The 21,559-nt window shown below is 45.8% G+C and carries 16 protein-coding genes; 11 read left to right on the top strand and 5 right to left on the bottom strand.

What is annotated here, in order from left to right:
- Positions 1 to 273: 273 nt before the first annotated feature.
- The 5 genes from JGK39_RS03130 to JGK39_RS03110 all read left to right on the top strand — a co-directional run bounded on the left by JGK39_RS03130 (position 274) and on the right by JGK39_RS03110 (position 11,061).
- On the top strand, positions 274 to 1,686 hold the full coding sequence (locus JGK39_RS03130; protein ID WP_293295736.1) for an ABC transporter ATP-binding protein: 1,413 nt from the start codon (positions 274 to 276) through the stop codon (positions 1,684 to 1,686).
- A gap of 15 nt (positions 1,687 to 1,701) precedes the next feature.
- A complete protein-coding gene (locus JGK39_RS03125; protein WP_293295738.1) occupies positions 1,702 to 3,222 on the top strand; it encodes a class I SAM-dependent methyltransferase in 1,521 nt (506 codons plus the stop codon).
- 145 nt (positions 3,223 to 3,367) lie between these two features.
- Positions 3,368 to 8,731 (top strand): glycosyltransferase, encoded by a 5,364-nt coding sequence (locus JGK39_RS03120; RefSeq protein WP_293295758.1) that lies wholly within the window; start codon positions 3,368 to 3,370, stop codon positions 8,729 to 8,731.
- A 188-nt stretch (positions 8,732 to 8,919) separates the two neighbouring features.
- Positions 8,920 to 9,648 (top strand): class I SAM-dependent methyltransferase, encoded by a 729-nt coding sequence (locus JGK39_RS03115; protein WP_293251293.1) that lies wholly within the window; start codon positions 8,920 to 8,922, stop codon positions 9,646 to 9,648.
- Positions 9,649 to 9,780: 132 nt separating this feature from the next.
- Positions 9,781 to 11,061 (top strand): glycosyltransferase family 4 protein, encoded by a 1,281-nt coding sequence (locus JGK39_RS03110; protein ID WP_293251295.1) that lies wholly within the window; start codon positions 9,781 to 9,783, stop codon positions 11,059 to 11,061.
- Positions 11,062 to 11,351: 290 nt separating this feature from the next.
- Here JGK39_RS03110 and gatC read toward each other — a convergent pair whose 3' ends face one another.
- Positions 11,352 to 11,633, bottom strand: a complete 282-nt coding sequence (gatC, locus tag JGK39_RS03105; RefSeq protein ID WP_293295740.1) for an Asp-tRNA(Asn)/Glu-tRNA(Gln) amidotransferase subunit GatC — start codon at positions 11,631 to 11,633, stop codon at positions 11,352 to 11,354.
- Between the two features lie 208 nt (positions 11,634 to 11,841).
- Positions 11,842 to 12,363, bottom strand: a complete 522-nt coding sequence (locus tag JGK39_RS03100) for a photosystem I assembly protein Ycf3 (RefSeq protein ID WP_293251299.1) — start codon at positions 12,361 to 12,363, stop codon at positions 11,842 to 11,844.
- Between the two features lie 147 nt (positions 12,364 to 12,510).
- Between JGK39_RS03100 and JGK39_RS03095 the strand changes: the two genes are divergently transcribed.
- Together JGK39_RS03095 and JGK39_RS03090 are read left to right on the top strand one after the other, a co-directional pair.
- Entirely contained in the window at positions 12,511 to 12,702 is a 192-nt protein-coding gene (locus JGK39_RS03095; protein WP_293251301.1) for a hypothetical protein, read from the top strand.
- 51 nt (positions 12,703 to 12,753) lie between these two features.
- Positions 12,754 to 14,067, top strand: coding sequence for a hypothetical protein (locus JGK39_RS03090; RefSeq protein WP_293295742.1), 1,314 nt, complete (start codon positions 12,754 to 12,756; stop codon positions 14,065 to 14,067).
- A 112-nt stretch (positions 14,068 to 14,179) separates the two neighbouring features.
- On the opposite strand, the gene JGK39_RS03085 is transcribed toward JGK39_RS03090, so the two are convergent.
- Together JGK39_RS03085 and JGK39_RS03080 are read right to left on the bottom strand one after the other, a co-directional pair.
- A complete protein-coding gene (locus JGK39_RS03085; protein WP_293295744.1) occupies positions 14,180 to 14,446 on the bottom strand; it encodes a hypothetical protein in 267 nt (88 codons plus the stop codon).
- A 210-nt stretch (positions 14,447 to 14,656) separates the two neighbouring features.
- On the bottom strand, positions 14,657 to 15,832 hold the full coding sequence (locus JGK39_RS03080) for a SpoIID/LytB domain-containing protein (RefSeq protein WP_293295746.1): 1,176 nt from the start codon (positions 15,830 to 15,832) through the stop codon (positions 14,657 to 14,659).
- 265 nt (positions 15,833 to 16,097) lie between these two features.
- Here JGK39_RS03080 and JGK39_RS03075 point away from each other — a divergent pair, with 265 nt between their 5' ends.
- The 3 genes from JGK39_RS03075 to JGK39_RS03065 all read left to right on the top strand — a co-directional run bounded on the left by JGK39_RS03075 (position 16,098) and on the right by JGK39_RS03065 (position 17,789).
- On the top strand, positions 16,098 to 17,036 hold the full coding sequence (locus tag JGK39_RS03075) for a ribonuclease Z (protein ID WP_293251307.1): 939 nt from the start codon (positions 16,098 to 16,100) through the stop codon (positions 17,034 to 17,036).
- Between the two features lie 155 nt (positions 17,037 to 17,191).
- Positions 17,192 to 17,437 carry a hypothetical protein gene (locus JGK39_RS03070; protein WP_293251310.1) on the top strand — a complete coding sequence of 82 codons (246 nt, stop codon included), beginning with the start codon at positions 17,192 to 17,194 and terminating at the stop codon, positions 17,435 to 17,437.
- The gene (locus tag JGK39_RS03065) at positions 17,430 to 17,789 is read left to right on the top strand and encodes a retroviral-like aspartic protease (RefSeq protein ID WP_293251312.1); all 360 of its coding nucleotides are present in this window, start codon (positions 17,430 to 17,432) and stop codon (positions 17,787 to 17,789) included. The genes JGK39_RS03070 and JGK39_RS03065 overlap by 8 nt, the downstream gene beginning before the upstream one ends.
- A 170-nt stretch (positions 17,790 to 17,959) precedes the next feature.
- On the opposite strand, the gene JGK39_RS03060 is transcribed toward JGK39_RS03065, so the two are convergent.
- The gene (locus JGK39_RS03060; RefSeq protein ID WP_293251314.1) at positions 17,960 to 18,205 is read right to left on the bottom strand and encodes a hypothetical protein; all 246 of its coding nucleotides are present in this window, start codon (positions 18,203 to 18,205) and stop codon (positions 17,960 to 17,962) included.
- A 523-nt stretch (positions 18,206 to 18,728) separates the two neighbouring features.
- Between JGK39_RS03060 and secA the strand changes: the two genes are divergently transcribed.
- Complete coding sequence (secA, locus tag JGK39_RS03055) at positions 18,729 to 21,545, top strand: preprotein translocase subunit SecA (protein ID WP_293251316.1); 2,817 nt, start codon at positions 18,729 to 18,731, stop codon at positions 21,543 to 21,545.
- Positions 21,546 to 21,559 lie beyond the last annotated feature (14 nt).

Below are 21,559 nucleotides of genomic sequence, written 5' to 3'. Positions count from 1 at the left end.
GGGCGACCTCTACCTGGAAGTCCGAGGATTCGAGTAATGAATCGTCTTTTTTTGATTTCTCCCTACAAGGGTTCCGGCTTTAAACCAATTTCTCCTGGTAAACTTATTTGAGATCGCAAGTCAATCTAAAATCTAAAATTCCAATAAAGGTTTGTAGTGAGGACTCGCATTCCTCATAAAAATCTGAGGACTAAAGTCCTCACTACGAACCTATTTTTAGTGAGATCGGACATAATATCAATCTAAAATCTAAAATCTAAAATCTAAAATCGGATGACAGAAAATGTAATTTCACTAAAAAATGTTTCTAAATGCTTTAAGCGATACGATCGTCCAGGAGACCGCTTAAAAGAAATTATTTACCCCAGCAAAAAACTCGCTGACGAATTTTGGGCTCTCCACGACATCAATCTGGAAATTCCTCAAGGACAAACTCTAGGAATTGTCGGCCGCAACGGTTCGGGAAAAAGCACTCTTTTGCAAATAATTGTGGGGACGCTGACGCCCACCACCGGCAGCGTGGATGTGAAAGGACGAATTTCCGCTTTGTTGGAACTTGGAAGCGGATTTAACCCGGAATTTACCGGGCGGCAAAATGTATTCTTCAACGCTCAAATACTGGGATTCAGTCAAAAAGAAACTGAAGCAAAGTTTGACGAAATAGCTGCTTTTGCTGATATTGGAGATTTCATCGAACAGCCAGTCAAAACTTATTCCAGCGGTATGTTTGTCAGGCTGGCTTTTGCTGTTGCGACTAGCGTCGAACCGGATATTTTGGTGGTTGACGAAGCACTTTCGGTAGGCGACGAAGCTTTTCAGCGCAAGTGTTTTGCCCGCTTGCAAAGCATTCAAGAAGGTGGCGGCACCATTTTATTTGTGTCTCACGCTGCTACTTCGGTGGTGCAACTTTGTACGTCAGCAATTTTAATGGATAGCGGAGAATTGCTGCTCGCTCACACGCCCAAGGTGGTAATTTCTAAGTATCAAAAGTTGATCTATGCAGATCCAGATAAAGTATTGGGGCTGAAGTCAGATATTCGATCGCTAAATCAACTCACAAAGCAAGAAAGTGACAACAATCTTCAGGATGCTAATTTAGAAAGCACAAAGACGGAGGTGAAACCGGAGCAATATCACTCGAAATCCCAGGAACATTATGATGAATTTTACGATCCGGGGATGATACCGTCGAATACGGTGAGGTATCCGTCTCGCGGAGCGGAAATTATCAACCCGCACATCGAGACGCTGAAAGGAATTGTGGTAAATCACTTGATCGGTCGTGAGGATTATGTTTACACTTACTCTGTCACTTTCTCGCGGTCAACTTCCAAGGTGAGGTTTGGAATGTTGATTAAAACGATTAGCGGTTTTGAGTTGGCTGGTGCTTCTTTGAAGGCTTCTAGTCAGTCAGTTAGGTATGTGGAAGCGGGAACGACAATTGTCGTGAAGTTTCAGTTTAAATGTTTGCTAAATCCTGGGGTTTATTTTTTGAATGCGGGGGTTGTGGGAACGGTAGATGAGGATTTAACTTATCTGGATCGCTGCGTTGATGTGGCGATGTTTAGAGTTCAGTCTTGTACTGAGTCCTGCGGTAACGGCATCGTTGACTTGCTGATCGAACCGTGTTTAACTGTTGTTAATTCTGATTCTCTGGTGAAAGGGGCGTCAACCGAAGTCATCTAAAATTCTGTGAAAACAATGAGCGAGAGCAATTTAGATTTAGTCCAAAATCCGGTAATCGAAACATTTATTCGAGAGCAAACTAAGTTTCCCGAAGATTTTAAACTAAATATCTGCGAAAATGATGAAATGTATTTGTTTGCGTTGAGCAATGTCAAGGACGATCGCGATCGGGCTTTGGTGCGCTATTATTCGCTGGGGCGCCGCATCCTGGATACTGTTAAACAGGTTGTGGATTGGCATTTTGGCAGTTTTGAAAATGTACCATCTTTTCTAGATTTTGCCTGCGGTTACGGTAGATTTACACGGTTTTTGATTCAGGAAATGCCGCCGGAACAAGTTTGGGTTTCTGATATTTATGCTAATGCGGTTAAGTTTCAAGCTGAATACTTCGGCGTTAGCGGTATTGTTTCGACTGGAAAACCAGAAAATTATTTAATCGATCGCAAATTTGACTGCATTCTGGCTAATTCTTTTTTCAGCCATATGCCGGAAAGAACTTTTACAAGTTGGTTGCAAAATTTGTATGATTTGTTGACTCCTAACGGTATTTTGATGTTCAGCGTTCACGATGAGTGTTTGCGAGCTCCTAATGTAGAAATGCCTGCTAATGGTATTTTGTTCAGCGCCCTCAGCGAAAGTCAGTCTTTAGATAAGGAGGAATACGGCACAACTTATGTAACTGAAAAGTTTGTCAGAGAAGTTGTCGATAAAGTTAGCGCAGGTAAGGCTTTTGTTCACCGCATCGAAAAAGGTATATGCAGGTTTCAGGATTTGTATGTTGTCACAAATCAACTATCTAGAGATTTTTCGGAGTTGAAATTCAATCAGCACCCGGAAGGATATGTTGATGTTGCTGCTTTTACAAATAAGGAGAATTTGTATCTGGAAGGATGGGCGGCAGATCTGAATGGCGGCGGTAAAATTGAGGATTTGCAAGTGCTGGTAAACGGTGAGTTTGTGCAGAGGTGCGAGCCTTTTTACGATCGCCAGGATGTGGCCGGACACTTTGAAACTGATTTGGCTTTGCAGTCGGGTTGGAACTGTTATTTACCGAAAAATTCTGTGGGGCCGCAGGATGTGTTAACCGTTAAAGCAATCAATAACTACGGTTTGACATGGATTTTGGAAACTTGCACTGTGCAATCGCTGGTAAGGCAAAAGCAATCGCGGTCTTTGTTGGGGTCTACTCAACTCAAACTTCAATTGGTTGAAACTCAGCTAGCTGGGGCTAAGATAGAATGGGAGCAAAGTCAAAGTAAGTTAATGATTAGTGAAACTCAGTTAGAAGAATCTAATACTAAGTTGGAAGAAACTCAAAATCAATTAATTTCAGTTCACTCGCAGTTGGAACAAACTCAAAGTCAGTTGGTGTCTCTGCAAATGCAGTTGGAGAAGACTGAAAATCAGTTGATGAATGTCAAGCAAGAACTAGAGCAATCGCAATGTCTAGTTGTGGCAATGAAAAGTAGCAAGTTCTGGAAGTTGAGAAGCACGTGGTTTCAAGTCAGGCGAGCGATCGGGTTAGCGGGAGAATAATTCGATTTTAAATTTTGAATTCTGGATTTTCGATTGGGGATAAATGATGAACAAAGGGTTAGAATTGGGTCGAAAATTGCATTGTTTTTGGGAACTGGTGTAGCGAGTAAAAATGGTGTGGGAATTAGGGCGAGGGAGAGAAATTGTGAGTATGAATGACAGCAAACCGTCGGTTTTTATTGTTACTGGAATGCACCGTTCCGGTACATCTTTAACGGCTTCTTTGTTTCAGAAAGTCGGAGTTGATATTGGTAAACAGTTGGTGGGCCCGGCGGTGGGAAATGTGAAAGGTCATTTCGAGAATGTTGATTTTGTTGAGTTTCACAAGAGTGTTTTACGATCGCACGGCATAGATGAACTCGGCTGTACGTTTGAACAAACGATTCCGGTAGCAGCGGAATATGTGGAAATTGCCAAACGGGCGATCGCGCAAAACCAACAAACTGACAACCATTGGGGCTGGAAAGACCCGCGAACCGCCCTGTTTTGGGATTTTTGGCTAAATTTGCTTCCCACAGCCAATTTCATCTGCGTTTATCGATCGCCCTGGGAAGTCGTGGATTCGCTGTACCGCCGGGGAACCGATGTCAGCTTGCTGCAAAATCCGCAAATGGCAGTAAAAATGTGGATTCACTACAACCAAAAAGTCTTAGAATTGTCCGAACGTTTTCCCGATCGCTGTCTGTTGGCCAACGTTTACCCGATCGGCAACACTCCGGAATTTTTTATCGATCGAGTCAACGACAAATTTAACGTTAACTTAGGTGCGATACCTGCCGACAATTTTGAAGAATCTTTATTAGTAAATGATATTGTCAAAAGTCATAGGCCGAGTTTAATAGAACAATATTTTCCCGAAGCCTTAGAACTATATCAAGTTTTGGAAACCCAAGCTGGCAATCTGGGCAGCGAATCGAATTCTGCCAGCGATAAAATTATTCATTTTCCAGCATCTTCTGTCGGGCCTTTTGAAGATTGGCTAAAAATCCGCTTGCTGGAAAAACAGCAAAAAACCAGCAATTCCGAAATCAAACAGTGGCAAGAAGAATTTCACCAAGCCCAGGCGAAAGTGTTGGGATTGGAGGCAGAATTAGGAGAAACTCAAGTACAACTTGCAGGCAAAGAATCAAATTTTCAAGAAGCTTTAGCAAAACTGCTCGGATTAGAAACAGAATTAGGACAAACTCAGGCACAGCTTGCCGGTCAAGAATCGCAATTTCAAGAAGCTTTAGCAAAAGTCCTGAAGTTAGAAACAGAATTAGGACAAACTCAGGTACAACTTGCAGGCAAAGAATCACAATTTCAAACAGCTTTAGCAAAAGTCTTGGAATTAGAAGCAGAATTAGGACAAACTCAGGTACAGCTTGCCGGCAAAGAATCGCAATTTCAAACAGCTTTAGCAAAAGTCTTGGAATTAGAAGCAGAATTAGGGAAGAGTCAGGTAAAATACGAAGAAAAAGAATTCAAATTGGAGCAAAAGTTAGCTGAGTTACTGTGGTTGGAAACAATACAGAGTCAAACTCAGGAAAAATTAAATGAAAGTCGGGAAGACTTAGAAAAATCGCGCCAGGAAACAGAAAGAGTGCGGGCAGAAATTGAGGCAATCAAGTCTTCTGACTGGTGGCAAATCCGAGAAAATTTGTGGGGTTTTAGGCGCCGAATCCGTGACCTCTTCCCGAAATATATTTTTTCGTTAGACCAACCCACTACTTGGCAAATTAGCGATTCCAATCTCCTAATTGTGGGCTGGGTATTTAACACAAAGATTGAGATTAAAGCAGTGCGTGTCCGAATTGATGACAAAATATTTTCGGGCGTTTACGGCATAGAAAGAAGCGATATAGCGATAGCACATTCTAATATTCCGGCTGCGAGGAAAGCGGGTTTTACTATTGAATTGCAAGCGCCTGCCGGACGGCACGAAGTGGTACTAGAAGCCCAAGAAGCAGGCGGAAATTGGCATCTCTTGGCAACTTATCCGCTGTTGGTTTCAACAATTCAAGCATCGTTAGATGTACCCGTAGTGTGGGAACAGCGTCAGGGTCAAATTTTGTTCGCAGGTTGGTGCTGTCACCACGATCGCAAAATTGCTAAATTAAGCTTTGTGTGCGGAGATATTTCTGTAGAATGCGCCTACGGTTTGCGGAGAAAAGATGTCGGCGAAGTGTTTCCCGACTGGGTTAACAGTTCGGAAAGTGGCTTTGAGGCACTTGTCGATTTGCCGCCAGGGGAATGGCAAGTTTCGCTGCAAGCTGAGTTAGATACCGAGGAAATTTTGTATTTTCAAGCGCCACAAATATTGACTGTGCGGCGCTACCATATTTGGCAGCGAAGTGCTGATAAATTTGAGGAGTTTTCGAGTTTTGTAGAGGCAATCCGGCAGCGGGCTAGGGAGAGAAAACAGCGTCTGGGCAGAATTGTGCCGATGCCTTGGGAAATTGTCAAGGTGATGCGCCAGTTGGGGAAGATTTACCAACAGCAAAAACAGTTGACTGCGCCGGGGGATTTGCTACCGCCTGCGGGTTTTGTGGTGCCGAAACCGATTGATAGGTATGACGCTTGGTTGGAGGTGAATCAGTGGAATAGTCGATCGCGCGATTACTTGATTTCTCGGCTAAAATCCTGTGGGGAAGCGCTACCCAAGATTTCGGTGGTAATGCCAGTGTACAATCCGCAGATAGATTTTCTCGAAAGTGCGATCGACAGTGTAATCAATCAAGTCTATCAAAACTGGGAACTCTGCATCGCTGACGATCGCAGTACCGACGCCACGGTTGCTGACACCTTGAAAAATTGGGCCGAAAAGGACGATCGTATCTGCATACAATTTCGCACAGAAAACGGCAACATCAGCGCCGCAACTAACAGCGCAGCCGCCCTCGCCACAGGCGACATCATCCTATTTTTAGACAACGACGACGAACTAACTCCCGACGCCCTAGGCGAAGTCGCGCTATATTTTGCCACCCATCCAACCACCGATTTTCTCTACTCAGACGACGACAAAATCGACACCAAAGGTCGCCGTTTCGCCCCACAATTCAAACCCCAATGGTCGCCAGAACTGCTGCTTTCCTATATGTATCTCGGTCATTTGTGCGCCGTCAGAAAACAGATTTTTGAAGAAATAGGTGGCTTGCGCCTCGGTTTTGAAGGCTCGCAAGATTACGATTTTGCCTTAAGAGCAACCGAAATTTGTCGCCACGTCGCGCACCTGCCTCTAGTGCTGTATCATTGGCGAACTGCACCCGGTTCTACAGCCATATCTGGGGCCGCGAAACCCGCCAGTTTTGGCGCAGGTCAAAAAGCAATCCAAGACGCACTAAACCGCCGACAAATTAATGGCAATGTTGCTCAGCACGCCTGGGCTACCAAAGAAAATTTGGGCATCTTTGCCCAAGATTTCCCGGATGACGGCCCGTCAGTAACGGTAATTATTCCTACTAAAAATCAGGTGAAATTGCTGAAAGCCTGTCTAGATTCTCTGGAAACTACAACCTACAAAAACTTTCAAATTGCTGTCATAGATAATGAAAGCGACGATCCAAAAACTCTAGAATATTTAAAGCAATTAACTTGCCAAGTTTTGCGAATCAAAAATCCTGGTGGCAAGTTTAGTTTTGCAGCAATCAACAACCGCGCCGTCGAGAAAGTTGACAGCGAATATGTATTGTTTTTGAACAACGATACTGAAGCAATCAACCCGCGCTGGCTGAGTCAAATGGTGGGATACGCTCAAATTCGCGGCGTTGGTGCAGTCGGCGCGCGACTGTTATATCCCGACGGTAGAATTCAGCACGCGGGAGTAATTCACGGCCTCCATCACGGTTTGGCCGGTCACGCTTTTAAGCTGATGGATAAGGAGAATCGAGGCTATCTTTCTCAAGCGATGGTAACGCGAAATTACTCGGCGGTAACTGCTGCTTGCACGATTACTCCCCGTCAATTGTTCTTAGAATTGGGTGGCTTTGATGAGGATGATTTTGCTGTTGCTTACAATGATGTCGATTACGGATATCGATTGTTAGAACGGGGTTATCGGTGTGTGTATTGTCCCGATGCGGAGTTGTTGCATAAGGAGGGAACTTCGAGAGGTTTTACTGACAATCCTCAAGAAGTGGCGGCTTTTCGACGCAAGTATGCGGGGAAAAATGACAGCTTTTACAGTCCTCATTTGTCTTTAGAAGATGAGTATTTTCATATTCAACCCCGACGGGTTTTTATGAAAGGAGAGGGAAAGAAGAAGGAAGAAGGAAGAGGGAAGAAGGAAGAAGGAAGAGGGAAAAAGGAAGAGGGTTATACATTGGAAGTTTCGGATTCTGGTTTGTTGGTAGCCAATACAAACAATTCTATTCATCCTCTTAAGGTTTTGATGTGCAGCAATTCGCTGGATTTTACGGGGGCACCGCTGCATCAGTACGAAATTGCGGTGAAATTGGCGGCTGAGGGTGTGATTTTGCCGATCGTACTTTGCACCACAGACGGCCCCCTGCGCCAAGCTTACGAACAACAGGGAATTGAAGTCATTGTACGCGACAATCCCCTCGAACACATCTACCAGCGCGATGCTTACGATGAAGCTATCCGGAGTTTTAGTAAGGAAATTGAAAGTTTAAAAGTAGATGCCATCTATGCCAATACTTTAGAAAACTTCTTTGTAGTTGATGCGGCGCGAGAAATCGGAGTTCCGGCGGTGTGGAACGTGCACGAAAGCGAACCTTGGCAAACTTATTTTAACAGGTTTGGCTCGGAGATTGCGGCGAGAGCTTTGGAGTGTTTCCGCTTTCCTTACAAGGTGATTTTTGTAGCGGATGCAACGCGGGACAGGTATTTGCCCCTTAACAGCCACCACAATTTTACAGTGATTCACAACGGCTTAGATTTGAGCAAACTGAAAAATTCCGAGAATTCTGAATTGGTCAGACAAACTTTAGGTATTGCAGCGGAAGATGTGGTATTGTTGCTGTTGGGAACAGTGTGCGAACGGAAAGGTCAGCAGGATTTGGTTCAAGCGCTTTCACTTTTGCCTGAGAAATGGCACAATAAGATTAGGTGTTTCATTGTGGGCGATCGGCCGAGTATTTACAGCAACAAATTAGCCGATATGGTGAACGCATTGCCGTTCGAGTTGCGGCAAAGGGTGACAGTAGTCCCGGAAACCGGGGAACCAGGAAAATATTACAAAGCGGCGGATATTTTTGTTTGCACTTCTCGCGTCGAAAGTTTTCCGAGAGTAATTTTGGAAGCGATGGCCTGCGATTTACCAATTATTACATCGCCAGTTTTTGGAATTAAGGAACAAGTGAGGCCGGGAATTAACGGTTTGTTTTATACGCCCGATCGTCCGGATCAATTACTTGCAGCTTTGATTAGTTTGTTGGAGGATAAATCCTTGCGCCAGCAGTTAGCTGGAAATGCTAAATATGTCTTGGATTCACTCAATACTTTTGAGGAGATGACTCAAGCCTATGCAGACATTTTCTGCGAAGCATATTTCAGCAGTCATTAATCCTCACAGGTTCTTAGTAAGGTGCGCACTGCGCACCCTACATATATAGTTTACAGTAAGGACATAATACAGTAAGGTGCGCACTGCGCACCCTACATATATAGTTTATAGTAAGGACATAATACAATTTGCTGACAATTGCGGAACATCTTGAAAATTGATCCATCTATACTATAAAATAATCAAAAATGAATGATGAAAAAATGACCGATCGCCCAAGAGTAGATTATGAAACAGCATGGGACAGTTACGCCCAACAGTGGGAACAAACTAATCCGGAACATTCCCATATTGGCGACGAATGGATAGGTAAAGCTGCTGGTGCGGCCAACTCCTTAGCCGAATACGAAGCACTGATCGAACAGGAATTTGTTGCACCGTACATCAAAAAAGAACATAGGGTTTTAGAAATTGGTATCGGTGGCGGAAAAACTGGTTCGCTGTTGCTGAAATATTGCGATCGCCTAATTTGCGCCGATATTTCCAGTCAAATGCTGCAAGCCGCGCGATCGCGCTTGGGAGTCGATCGCGTTTCCTACGTCAAACTCGACGGTTTAACGCTAGATGGCATCGCCCCAGCTTCAGCCGATGTCTGCTTTTGCTACGATACAATGGTGCACGTAGAGCCGGTAGACATATTCAACTACCTAACTCGCATTCCCAAACTGCTGCGGGGCGATCGCCTTTGCGTCTTTCACCACGGCAATATTCTCAGCGAATTGGGTTGGCAAAAATTCGCCGGCGAGTGGGACAAAAACTTGCTGGGACGCAGAGATGGCACTGCATTCTCAGTAATGACCGATACAATTATGGAAAAATTTCTCAACCATTTAAACTATGAAATAATCCTGAAAAATACATCTTCAGTACCGCGAGATTGCGTCTGGATTTGCAAAGCACCAATGATTAGTCAGTAGTCATTAGTTATTAGTCATTGGTTATTGGTTAGTTGTTATTGATTAGTTGTTATTGGTAGCAGCTAACCAATAACAACTAACAACTAACAACTAACAACTGCCAACTGCCAACTGCCAACTGCCAAATGACAAATGAAAGCATTATTTCTCCACCCCAACTTCCCCGCCCAATACCGCCACATTATCACGGCTTTAGGCGCAGATCCCAAAAATCAAATTGTTTTCGGCACTAAAAACGAGCGTCCAGAATGGGAAATTCCCGGAGTTCGCAAAGCAGCATTTACCCCCAGCCGCGAACCCAACGCCCAGACTCACCAATACGTGCGCCCCTTAGAAAGTGCCGTCATCTACGGACAAGCCGTATTTAGAATGGCAGAACAACTCAAAGCAGACGGTTTTGTACCGGATATTATTTGCGGACACTCCGGTTGGGGGCCGACACTGTTTGTCAAAGAAGCTTTTCCCAATACGCCGCTGTTGTGTTATTTTGAATGGTTTTATCATGCGATCGGTTCCGATGCAGATTTCGATCCGGCGGAACCTTTAAGCGTTGACGATATGGCGAGAATTAGAATCAAAAATGCGCCGATTCTGATCGATTTATATTCTTGCGATTGGGGTTTGTCGCCGACTTATTGGCAGCGATCGCAATTCCCGCCAGAATTGCAACAAAAATTATCCGTACTCCACGACGGCGTAGATACGGATTACTTCAAGCCAGATCCCGGTGCTAAACTAATTTTGCCGAACTTAGATTTGTCCGGCGTTGATGAAATTGTCACCTACGTATCGCGGGGAATGGAACCTTATCGGGGTTTTCCAGAGTTCATTGAGTCGATCGCCTACGTGCAAGAACGCCGCCCCAACTGTCACGTTGTAATTGTTGGTTCAGACAGAGTTTGTTACGGCCGTTCTTTACCAAACGGCGAGTCTTACAAAGACCATATGCTCAAAAAAGTGCCGCTAGATATGTCGCGAGTCCACTTTGTCGGGCCGCTACCTTACGGACTGTATTTAAAAGTAATTCAAGCATCGGACGTACACGTTTATTTAACCAGACCATTCGTGCTATCTTGGTCGATGATTGAATCTCTATCGGCAGGATGTTTAGTAATCGGTTCCGATACAGGCCCGGTGAGAGAAGTTATCCGCGATGGAGAAAACGGTTTAATCGTCGATTACTTCTCGCCGAAACAAGTAGCCGATCGCATCGACGAAGTTTTAGACCATCCTACCCGCATGGCAGAAATTCGCGTCAAAGCCCGTCAAACCGCCCTAGAACGCTACAGTTTAGCTAAAATGCTGCCGCAGCAATTACAATTGATCGAGCAAGTAGCAAATCGATCGATGCCGCCGACAGTTGGTATGCAGCCAGAAAGGGAATTAGCCGCATCTTTTGGAGTGAGAATTTAGCAGGAAACAATGAGTGGGGTGGGCACAGGAGCCCGCCCCGAAAAAGCCACAGCCCCGAAAAAGTCGCAACAGTCGGCGGTTGAAACCGCCCCTACACATACAAAGTCCGGATGCTGCGCGGACTGAAGAATGAAGTCGATATTAAAGTGCTTTGCGAGCATCTTATATCGTGTCCCGTCGGTTGACCGCAATAAGTAAAGTTCGTAGTGTGGACTTTAGTCCGCAGTATGTTGCGGACTAAAGTCCACACTACGAACGGTTTTTGTTATGGTAATCGACCGGGCGCGATATTACATAATCTTAGGCACTTTGAAAAACTCCCCATCGCGATCGGGAGCTTCAGCCAAAATACTTTCTCGGTTAGCAAAAGGTTGCAAATCGTCCGATCGCATTACATTGCTAACATCGATCGCCCGAGTTGTCGGCTTTACCTTAGTCGTATCCAGTTCGCTCAACTGCTCAAAATAATCCAAAATACCGTTCAGTTGACCGGTAAACTGCTCTTCTTCTTCCGGCGTTAATTCCAATCGGGCTAAATTCGCTACTTTCCGAACTTCTTCTCTGTCAATCATAAAAATCGGGAATTGGGAATTGGGAATTGGGCATAGGGCATAGGGCATAGGGCATGGGGCATGGGCCATGGGGCATGGGGCAAAGAGGCCAAACAAGTTATGTGTTATTTGTTATTTGTTATTAGAGAAACTACGAACTATTAACTACTAACTATTAACTATGCCCGATGCCCCATTCCCCATTTCCTATTCCCCATTCCCATCATAGTTAAAAATACACATCAATTTGCGATCGCCCTGTCGTCTTCAGCCAATTCTGCACCTCAATGTAATTATTCGGCGCCAAGCGAATAGCCTCCTTCCAATAATCCGCAGCTTTGTCAAACAGCCCTTCCGCCGCTTCAGCATTACCAGCTTCCTTTTCCCTTTCCCCTTTATAGTGGTAAATCACAGCAATATTGTTGAGCGCTTGCGGCATTCTCGGATTCAGTTCCAGCGCTTCGCTGTAATACTCCAAAGCTTTATCGTGTTCGCCGTTGCTAGTATGGATCAGGCCCATATTGTACAACACATAACTGCGATCGTAAGGATCTTCCTCAATCTTCAGCGCTTCATGATAATTGTCCAGCGCTTCCGCATATTCACCATCAGCTTGAGCCGACATACCATCCCGATAATAAGCAAAAGCTTCCTTAGCCTGCTTTTTCGCCGGCATAATCTTCAGAATGATATCCGCCATTACCGTGAAACTTTTGTCAATAAAGTTATCGTTGCGTTGAGTTCTGGGCATAATTCAATTCTTTGGTTAGTAGCTAATCATAAAAATTAGCCTGTAAAGTTTTCCTATTAAGAGTTTGGCAACTGTTTGGCTTGAGAGTTGCGCCGAAGAAGTCCTCAAAGGCTGGTGAGACACAACTGCAAACCTAAAAACACGCCCTTGCTTGCGGCACTCGCCCAAGTCCTGTCTATTTTAAAATACCTATTGCCAGACTTGCAAAAAAAACCACATTTCTTTAACCTATTTGCCGGACTAAACGGGCGATCGCGCCAAACCATAGCAATATTTGGCTCTCAAGTCAAGGGCGATCGCAAAAAACTTTATAAACAAGGGAGTCAAAACCAGCTCTAAATCCTGCAATATATAATAAAAATAACAGATAATTTTTACAGAGATCGACCTATGGCTCCGAATCCCACCATTATGCAAGCCGTCGAGCAACTTGGCTACCGCGTTACGGTTGGAGACGTGGCGGCAAAAGCTGGATTAGATGTCAATTTTGCCCAGCGAGAACTTTTAACCCTCGCCTCAGAAGCAGGCGGCAACCTGCAAGTAGCAGAATCCGGCGATATTGCCTACCTATTTCCCAACAACTTTCGAGATATTTTGCGAAACAAATTCTTGCGCTTGCAGTTGCAGGAATGGTGGCAAAAAATCTGGCGAGTTCTATTTTACTTGATTCGGATATCTTTTGGCCTAGTGCTGGTAGCTTCCATCCTCTTAATTTTTGTTGCGATCGCGCTTTTACTCTCCAGCATGAGCAACAACGATAGCGGGGGAGGCGGCGGTGGCGGTGGCGGTGGCGGTGGAGGCGACGGCGGTGGCGGTGGCTTTTTCTATTTTCCCTACTTCTGGAATGACTTAATCTGGATATTTTACTGGAACCATGACGAACCAGACTACCAGCGATCGCGCGATCGCGGCCAAAAACCCCAGATGAGTTTTCTGGAAGCAGTTTTCTCCTTCATATTTGGAGACGGGAATCCCAACAAAAATCTAGAAGAGCGCAAGTGGAGCGATATAGCCACAGCAATTCGCAACAACCGAGGCGCCGTCGCAGCCGAACAAATTGCGCCCTATCTCGACAATCTCGGAGAGGGATACGCCCGAGAATACGAAGAATATATGTTACCAGCCCTCGCCCGTTTTGACGGCCGCCCCGAAGTCAGTCCCGAAGGGCAAATCATCTACCATTTTCCGCAACTGCAAACCACAGCCCTCCTGCAAAATCCTCAATCAACAGGAGCTTATTTGCGAGAAATGCTGTGGCGTTTCAGCCGCGCCGACTCCGGCCAAATCATGCTCGCAGCAGGTTTAGGAGCCATCAATCTTGTGGGTGCGTTAGTTTTGGGAAATTTATTGACTAAAAGTGCGATCGCAGGTGGATTCATCGGCTTCGTCAGCGGTATTTATCCACTGCTGCTGATTTACGGCGTCGGATTTCTGACAATTCCCTTAATCAGGTACTTCTGGATTCAGTGGAAAAATAGCCAGATAGAAGCTCGAAATCACGATCGGCAGCAGCGAGCCATGTTATTAAACCAACCCGATGCCAACTTGCAGCAAAAACTCGCCTACGCCCAGGAATTTGCAGGCGAAAACGTTCTGACAGGGGAAGACTTAGCTTATACCACAGAAAGCGAATTAACTCAACAAGAACTAGAACAATCAGCCAAAATAGATGGTGAATGGCAGCGCAGGATCGATCGATATTAGATTTTTGAGTCAAAATCTCAAATCAATAAAGGTTTGTAGTGAGGACTTCAGTCCTCTGAATTGATGAGGACTAAAGTCCTCACTACAAACCAGTTTAATTGAGTGAGGTAGGTCAATTTTTCTGTACCTGAGACTCTTTAGTATTCTTAGTTTTTTTAACAATTTTAGGGCGCTTAAAAATCAAACAATTTTGGTCGTACTTCGAGTCGTGGCGGAGAGCCACAAGTTCCCACCCATCCTCCCCCAACTGATTGACAAATAGATGCAGCGAGCCTTGTTTCCAATCTCGCATTTCCTCACCGTTCACATATAAACTAATCAGCTTATTACCAAAAGGATACATATTCGCATCCACAAATAAATAATCCCACTTTTGCATAGCAATCCTTAATTTAGTTAGTCATCAGTCATTAGTTATTAGTCAGCAGTCATTAGTCAGTAGTTATGGGGAATTGGTAAGAGGGAATTATGCTTCCCTCTTCCCTCTTCCCTCAAACTTCTTCCGTTACATCTGTTACATCCGTTACATCCGTTACATCCGTTACATCCGTTACTTGCATCCGTTGCCGAACTTCCTTCTTCCCAACAGTTACTGCACAGCAATTCTAGCCAAAGCAGCGCCCCGGTAATAGTGCAGCAAAATCTGCTGGTAGCTGTATCCCTGCCTAGCCAAATTGTAAGCCCCCCACTGACTCATCCCCACAGCGTGACCGAAACCTTTACCAGCAACTTGAAAACCTGTAGGAGGCTTCCCGCTATTTCTGCCATTAAAAATCCCGCCGTACTGAGGAATCACAGTAAATCGGGTACTCCTCAAATTTAGAACCCGACGCAAATCAGCGCCAGTCATCACCCTAGAACCGCCATCTCCGACTACTTTCATGGACAAAACGCTGCCGTAAGCAGTAGTGCGTTCTGGTTTCATCGAGATTACATTACCCACACCAGAAATCCGGTTGCTGATTTGAGCGCGGGAAAAATTTTCTTTCCACTGGTAAACCGGCGCCCCTTGGTCAAAGTCAGGAACAGCCCGCAAATAAGGTAAGGGTTCCGTCCAAACATCCTCGACATTTTCGGTATGTCCGCCAGACGCCGAGTGGAAAACGGCTAAAATAATCTGACCGTTGTAAGTCAGAACTTGACCGGCGGTGGCATCCACTGCGGCATAAGTACCCGAAGATTCTGTTTGCAATCCTTTGTACACCTGCGAAGACTGAGTGTCGTCTACATCGTAAAGGTCAGTTTCGCTTTTGAGGCGCTTGTGGAGAGCGTAGGAACGCGCAGCGACTGCTTGGGCTTTCAAAGCCTCTTGAGGCCAATTGCCGCTCATTTCGGCGCCCAGAACGCTGTAGAGATACTGTTCGATATCGACGTAGTTGACGGCGGTTAAGGCGCCTTTTTCGGGAACTAGAAGCGTGCGTCCCCGATACCACCGATCGCCAATCCAAACATAACCGTTTCCGGTCGGCTCGATCCAAATTTGATTCGCAGCCCAGCGGCCAATTGCCACAGCTCCCGATCGAAATTGAGCCGACTGAGAACTATTTGCCGGCAGTTCGCCCAAATTGCGCCCGCTGCTGTCGCGGATGGCAGCCTTAGTAGAACTGCCGACTTTAATCTGACTCGTCCCGTCTTGTACCGCAACTCGCAAAATCAGCCCGGCCTGCGCTGGGGCTACCATTACCAGCCAAAACAACAGCCCCATCCAAAAGTAGCGTTTTTTTAATGTCGAAACAACGGAAGTAAAGAACACTCCTGACTGCATTTGAAAAATTTCCTCCTGTGCTGTACGAGTTTGAGAATTTTTAAGAGTTGGGGAAGGTTCGGGAAAAAGGAAGGAGAACGGCAGAAAGAAAACGTTAGAATTGGGTTTGGCACTTTGTGCGCCGCAATGATTGGAACGACTAGATGCTCGCAGGAACAGCGATTTATCCCGGTTCCTGCCTGGGACTATTTCCTTTATGTCGGATTCGCCGCACTCTGGATATTTGTAACATATTTTTTAAGATTTAATTGAGGTGATTTGACTCTTGCAGATTACATTTCTCGGAACTAGCTCCGGCGTCCCCACGCGATCGCGCAACGTTTCCAGCATCGCCCTGCGCTTGCCCCAGCGAGCCGAACTCTGGCTGTTTGACTGCGGCGAAGGAACCCAGCACCAATTCCTCCGCAGCGAGCTAAAAGTCAGCCAACTGAGCCGCATTTTCATCACTCACCTGCACGGCGATCACATTTTCGGGTTAATGGGTTTGCTGGCTAGCTGCGGTTTAGCGGGGAATGTCAAGCGCATCGACCTTTACGGGCCTCCGGGACTTGAAGAATATTTGCAAGCTGGCGTTCGCTATTCTCAAACTCATTTTTCTTACCCAGTGAAGGTACACAAAAGTCACGAGGGAGTTGTCTATGAAGATGACGAATATATTGTTAGCTGCGCTCCTTTGAAACACCGAGTTACTGCTTTTGGTTATCGCGTTACCGAAAAAGACCGTCCGGGACATTTTGATGTAGAAAAAGCGAAGGCTGTGGGTATTCCGTCGGGGCCAGTTTACGGCCAATTAAAACAAGGAAAGACGGTAAAATTATCGGACGGGCGACAGTTTAAAGGTAGTGATTTTTGCGGCCCGGATCAAGTCGGGCGGAAGTTTGTTTACTGTACAGACACGGTTTTTTGTGACAGCGCGGTAGCCTTGGCGAAGGATGCCGATCTGTTGGTACACGAAGCAACTTTTGCTCATCAAGATGCTCAAATGGCCTTCGATCGCCTGCATTCAACTTCGACGATGGCAGCTCAAGTTGCTTTGCTCGCTGGGGCGAAACAGTTGATTATGACGCATTTTAGCCCGCGTTATGCTCCGGGAAATGCGATCGTCCTAGACGATTTGCTCAAAGAAGCCCAGGCTATTTTTCCCAATACGAAAATGGCCTATGACTTTTTGACTTACGAAGTGCCCCGACCTGTTGAAGAGTAGGGTTAATCTGAGATATTGCACTATTCTCAAGAACAGGCATCTTGCCTGTTCCACAATCAAATTGACTCTTTGTGGAACAGGCCGGAAAGCCTGTTCAGGAATTAGGAATTCACACTGCTGTTGTGGAGTAGTTTAAATCTCAAGGTTGTGATAAAATGGAAAAACGAATTCAATGGCGTTTTATGTCAAATCTTGAATTATTAGCCCAACTGCTTCAATTGTCTCGTGCTGAAAAATTTCAGATGATGCTGTTTTTAATAGCAGAATTGGCAAAAGAAGAAGGAATTGTCATGGGCAATGAATCTGCTGAAATTATGTATTCCGTGCATACTTCTAATAGTGCAGTAGAGCAACTAATGCAGTTACTAGAAACAGAACAAAAACAAGCTCAAAATGTTTAACGGCAGGCGATATTCTTTTCAACCTAAACGAGATGAATCTGGTGTTTTAGCTGATGTTCCGTATCTGCCTTTAACACTAACTTATCAAAATCGTTCTGTTGAGGTTATGGGTTTACTGGATACAGGAGCTAGCGTAAATGTTTTGCCCTATAATGTTGGGGTGCAATTAGGGGCAATTTGGGAAGAGCAAAGATTTTCTGTTACTTTAGCAGGGAATTTAGCGAGGGCTGAAACGAAAGGGTTATTAGTCTTGGCAAAAGTAGGGGACTTTGAGCCAGTTCAGTTAGTTTTTGCCTGGACTAGGGTGAATAATATTCCGATTCTTTTAGGTCAAACTAATTTTTTTTACTGAGTTTGATGTTTGTTTTTATGGGTCACAATTAGCATTTGAAGTGTGTCCTAAATTTAGAAATAGTTGAAATTATCAATCTTTTAAAATGCTGCGTTGCCCCCCGGTAGAGACACTGGAAAATCCTAATTATTTTTGATTCTATATTGACAGGACACAAAATATGCAGTAAATTATGAAATAAGATATAAAATTATCACAATAGTTAGAGAAATGAAAAACGAGTTGATCGCTGGAATCGCTGCACTTGGTGGTTCGTCATTGGGTTCAATTACAATTGCCACCGTACCTATAGCCACTACTGCAACAGTGCCTGCTGCTGGTGTCGCAGGTTGGTTGGGCTTGACAACGACAGCAACAACTATTGTTGCTGCAAAGAGTGACTCTCTCAGTTGGAGGAATTGTGGCAGCAGGGGCACTTTTAACCTACGGAGGTTATCAAGCTTATAAGTTAGTCAATAAAAATCAGTAACCGTTTTGTTGACTACAGGACTTACGCATCTATTGTCTGTCATTCTGATCCCGACCCGGAGTTTACCCTTGAACGGAGTGAAGGGTTCTGCAAGTAAACTCCGCGAAGAATCGAGCGAGATTCTTCGGTTCGCTCAGAATGACATAATTACAATGACTTCTCGTTGCTCTAAAATCTCCTCATCCGCCTTCGGGCTATACACCTAATCCACAAACTGCCCGCATAACGCCCCTACTCAATAGTTTGTGGAAATGATTTGCTTAATCAGCAAGGGACAAGAGAAGTCAATTCTTCAATCCAAAATCCAAAATCTAAAATCTAAAATCGAGCGATCGCCCCCAAAGACGCCTTCGACTCCTGAGCAGAGCCAATGCTTGCTACAATCGGGGAAGGTAAGCGTTGTGGCTCACACTACAGCCCGTAACCCCGAAAGCTACTAGCTAAATTATTAAAAATCTGCCTCTCCTGCCATGTTTAAAAATCTACTCGGCGACCCCAACGCTCGCAAACTGAGAAAATTTCAGCCTTGGGTAGCTGATATCAATATCTTGGAAGAAGAAATCCGCGCCCTCTCAGACGACGAACTCAAAGGCAAAACAGCCCAGTTTCAAGAACGTCTGGCCAAAGCTAAATCTCTCAACGAAGAGAAAGAAATCCTAGACGAAATCTTGCCCGAAGCTTTTGCAGTGGTGCGGGAAGCGGGACAGAGAGTTTTAGGAATGCGCCACTTTGATGTCCAACTCCTCGGCGGCATCATCCTCCACAAAGGCCAAATTGCCGAAATGAAAACCGGTGAAGGTAAAACTCTGGTAGCTACACTGCCAGCTTACCTCAACGCCCTCAAAGGTAAAGGCGTGCACATCATCACCGTCAACGATTATCTCGCACGGCGGGACGCCGAATGGATGGGACAGGTTCACCGCTTCCTGGGACTGACTGTGGGACTGATCCAGCAAGGCATGGATCAGGTGGAACGCAAGAAAAATTATAACTGCGACATTACCTACGCCACCAACAGCGAAGTGGGCTTTGACTATTTGCGCGATAACATGGCTACTGTCATGGAAGATGTGGTGCAGCGTCCTTTTAATTTCTGCGTGATTGACGAGGTTGACTCGGTGCTGATTGATGAAGCCAGAACGCCTCTAATTATTTCCGGTCAAGTCGAACGCCCCAGCGAGAAGTACATCCGGGCGGCTGAGGTGGCTGCTGCTCTGAGAAAGGAAAATGAGGAACATTACGAGGTTGACGAAAAGGCGCGGAATGTGCTGTTGACCGATGAAGGGTTTGGTGAAGCTGAGAATTTGTTGGGCGTGACGGATTTGTACGATCCGGCTGACCCTTGGGCGCATTACATTTTTAATGCGATTAAGGCGAAGGAATTGTTTATTAAGGATATTAACTACATCGTCAATCTCGATCGCGAAGTGGTGATTGTCGATGAGTTTACTGGGCGGGTGATGCCGGGACGGCGCTGGAGTGACGGTTTGCACCAGGCGATCGAAGCCAAAGAACACGCGGAAATTCAACCGGAAACTCAGACGCTGGCGACGATTACTTATCAAAATTTCTTTTTGCTGTATCCGAAGCTGTCGGGGATGACTGGGACGGCGAAGACTGAGGAAACGGAATTTGAGAAGATTTACAGTCTGGAAGTGACGCTGATTCCTACTAACCGGATTCCCAGTCGCGGCGACCTTTCGGATATGGTTTACAAGGCAGAGGCCGGCAAGTGGAAGGCGATCGCCCAAGACTGCGCTGAAATGCACGAAATCGGTAGGCCGGTGCTGGTGGGCACTACGAGCGTGGAAAAATCCGAGTTGCTGTCGCGGCTGCTTCGGGAACTCAAGATTCCTCACAATTTGCTGAATGCGAAACCGGAAAATGTCGAGCGGGAGTCGGAAATTATCGCTCAAGCCGGACGCAAAGGTGCTGTGACGATCGCCACCAACATGGCGGGACGCGGTACAGACATCATTTTGGGCGGTAATTCCGAGTACATGGGACGCCTCAAGTTGCGCGAGTATTTGATGCCCCGGATCGTGCGCCCCGATGATGAGGACGGGTTTTCGCTGGTGCAAGCGCCCGGTATGGGCGGCCGCCCCGCAGCTCAAGGTTTTGCTCAAACTGGGAAAAAGGTCAAGTCTTGGAAAGCTTCGGCGCAGATTTTCCCGACGCAGCTATCGAAAGAGGCCGAGCAAATGCTCAAGGCGGCGGTGGAATTGGCGGTGAAGGAGTACGGCGAGCGATCGCTCTCGGAATTGCAAGCCGATGACATCGTCGCTGTAGCCTCGGAAAAAGCGCCGACAAAAGACATCGTAATTCAAAAATTGCGGGAAGCTTACAATCGTACTCGCAGCGAATACGATGCTTTTACCAGCACCGAACACGATGAAGTCGTGCAGTTGGGAGGTTTGCACGTTATCGGCACGGAACGCCACGAATCGCGCCGGATTGACAATCAGTTGCGGGGCCGGGCGGGACGGCAAGGAGACCCCGGTTCAACGCGGTTTTTCTTGAGTTTGGAAGACAATTTGCTGCGGATTTTCGGCGGCGAAAAGGTCGGTAATTTGATGAAGATGTTCGGTGTTGAGGAGGATATGCCGATCGAATCTGGAATGCTGACTCGATCGCTCGAAGGCGCTCAGAAAAAAGTCGAAACCTACTATTACGACATCCGCAAGCAGGTATTTGAATACGACGAAGTGATGAACAATCAGCGTCGAGCCATCTATGCGGAACGCCGCCGAGTTTTGGAAGGTTTGGACTCGAAGGAACAGGTAATTAAGTATGCCGAACAAACGATGGACGACATCGTGGGAGCATACATCAATCCCGATTTGCCTTCGGAAGAATGGGAACTGGAAAAACTCGTCAGCAAGGTGAAGGAATTTGTTTATCTGTTAGCTGACATGACTCCGGATCAATTAGAGGATTTGTCTGTTGAGGAAATCAAAACTTTCCTCCACGAACAAGTTCGCAATGCTTACGATATGAAGGAAGCTGAAGTTAATGCGATCCGAGCGGAATTGATGCGCGATGCTGAGCGGTTCTTTATCTTGCAGCAAATTGATACTTTGTGGCGGGAACACTTGCAGCAAATGGATGCTTTGCGCGAGTCTGTGGGATTGCGCGGTTACGGACAAAAAGACCCGCTGATCGAGTACAAAACTGAAGGTTACGAGCTGTTTTTGGACATGATGACGGATATCCGCCGAAATGTGGTTTATTCGCTGTTCCAGTTCCAGCCGCAGCCTGCAATGCCTGTTTCGGCTGAGATGGTTTAGAGGGATTTTGTCGG

Origin of the sequence: Microcoleus sp. PH2017_12_PCY_D_A (assembly GCF_020738565.1) — a bacterium.
GTDB lineage: Bacteria > Cyanobacteriota > Cyanobacteriia > Cyanobacteriales > Microcoleaceae > Microcoleus.
This window is presented reverse-complemented; position numbering and strand designations above follow the sequence as displayed.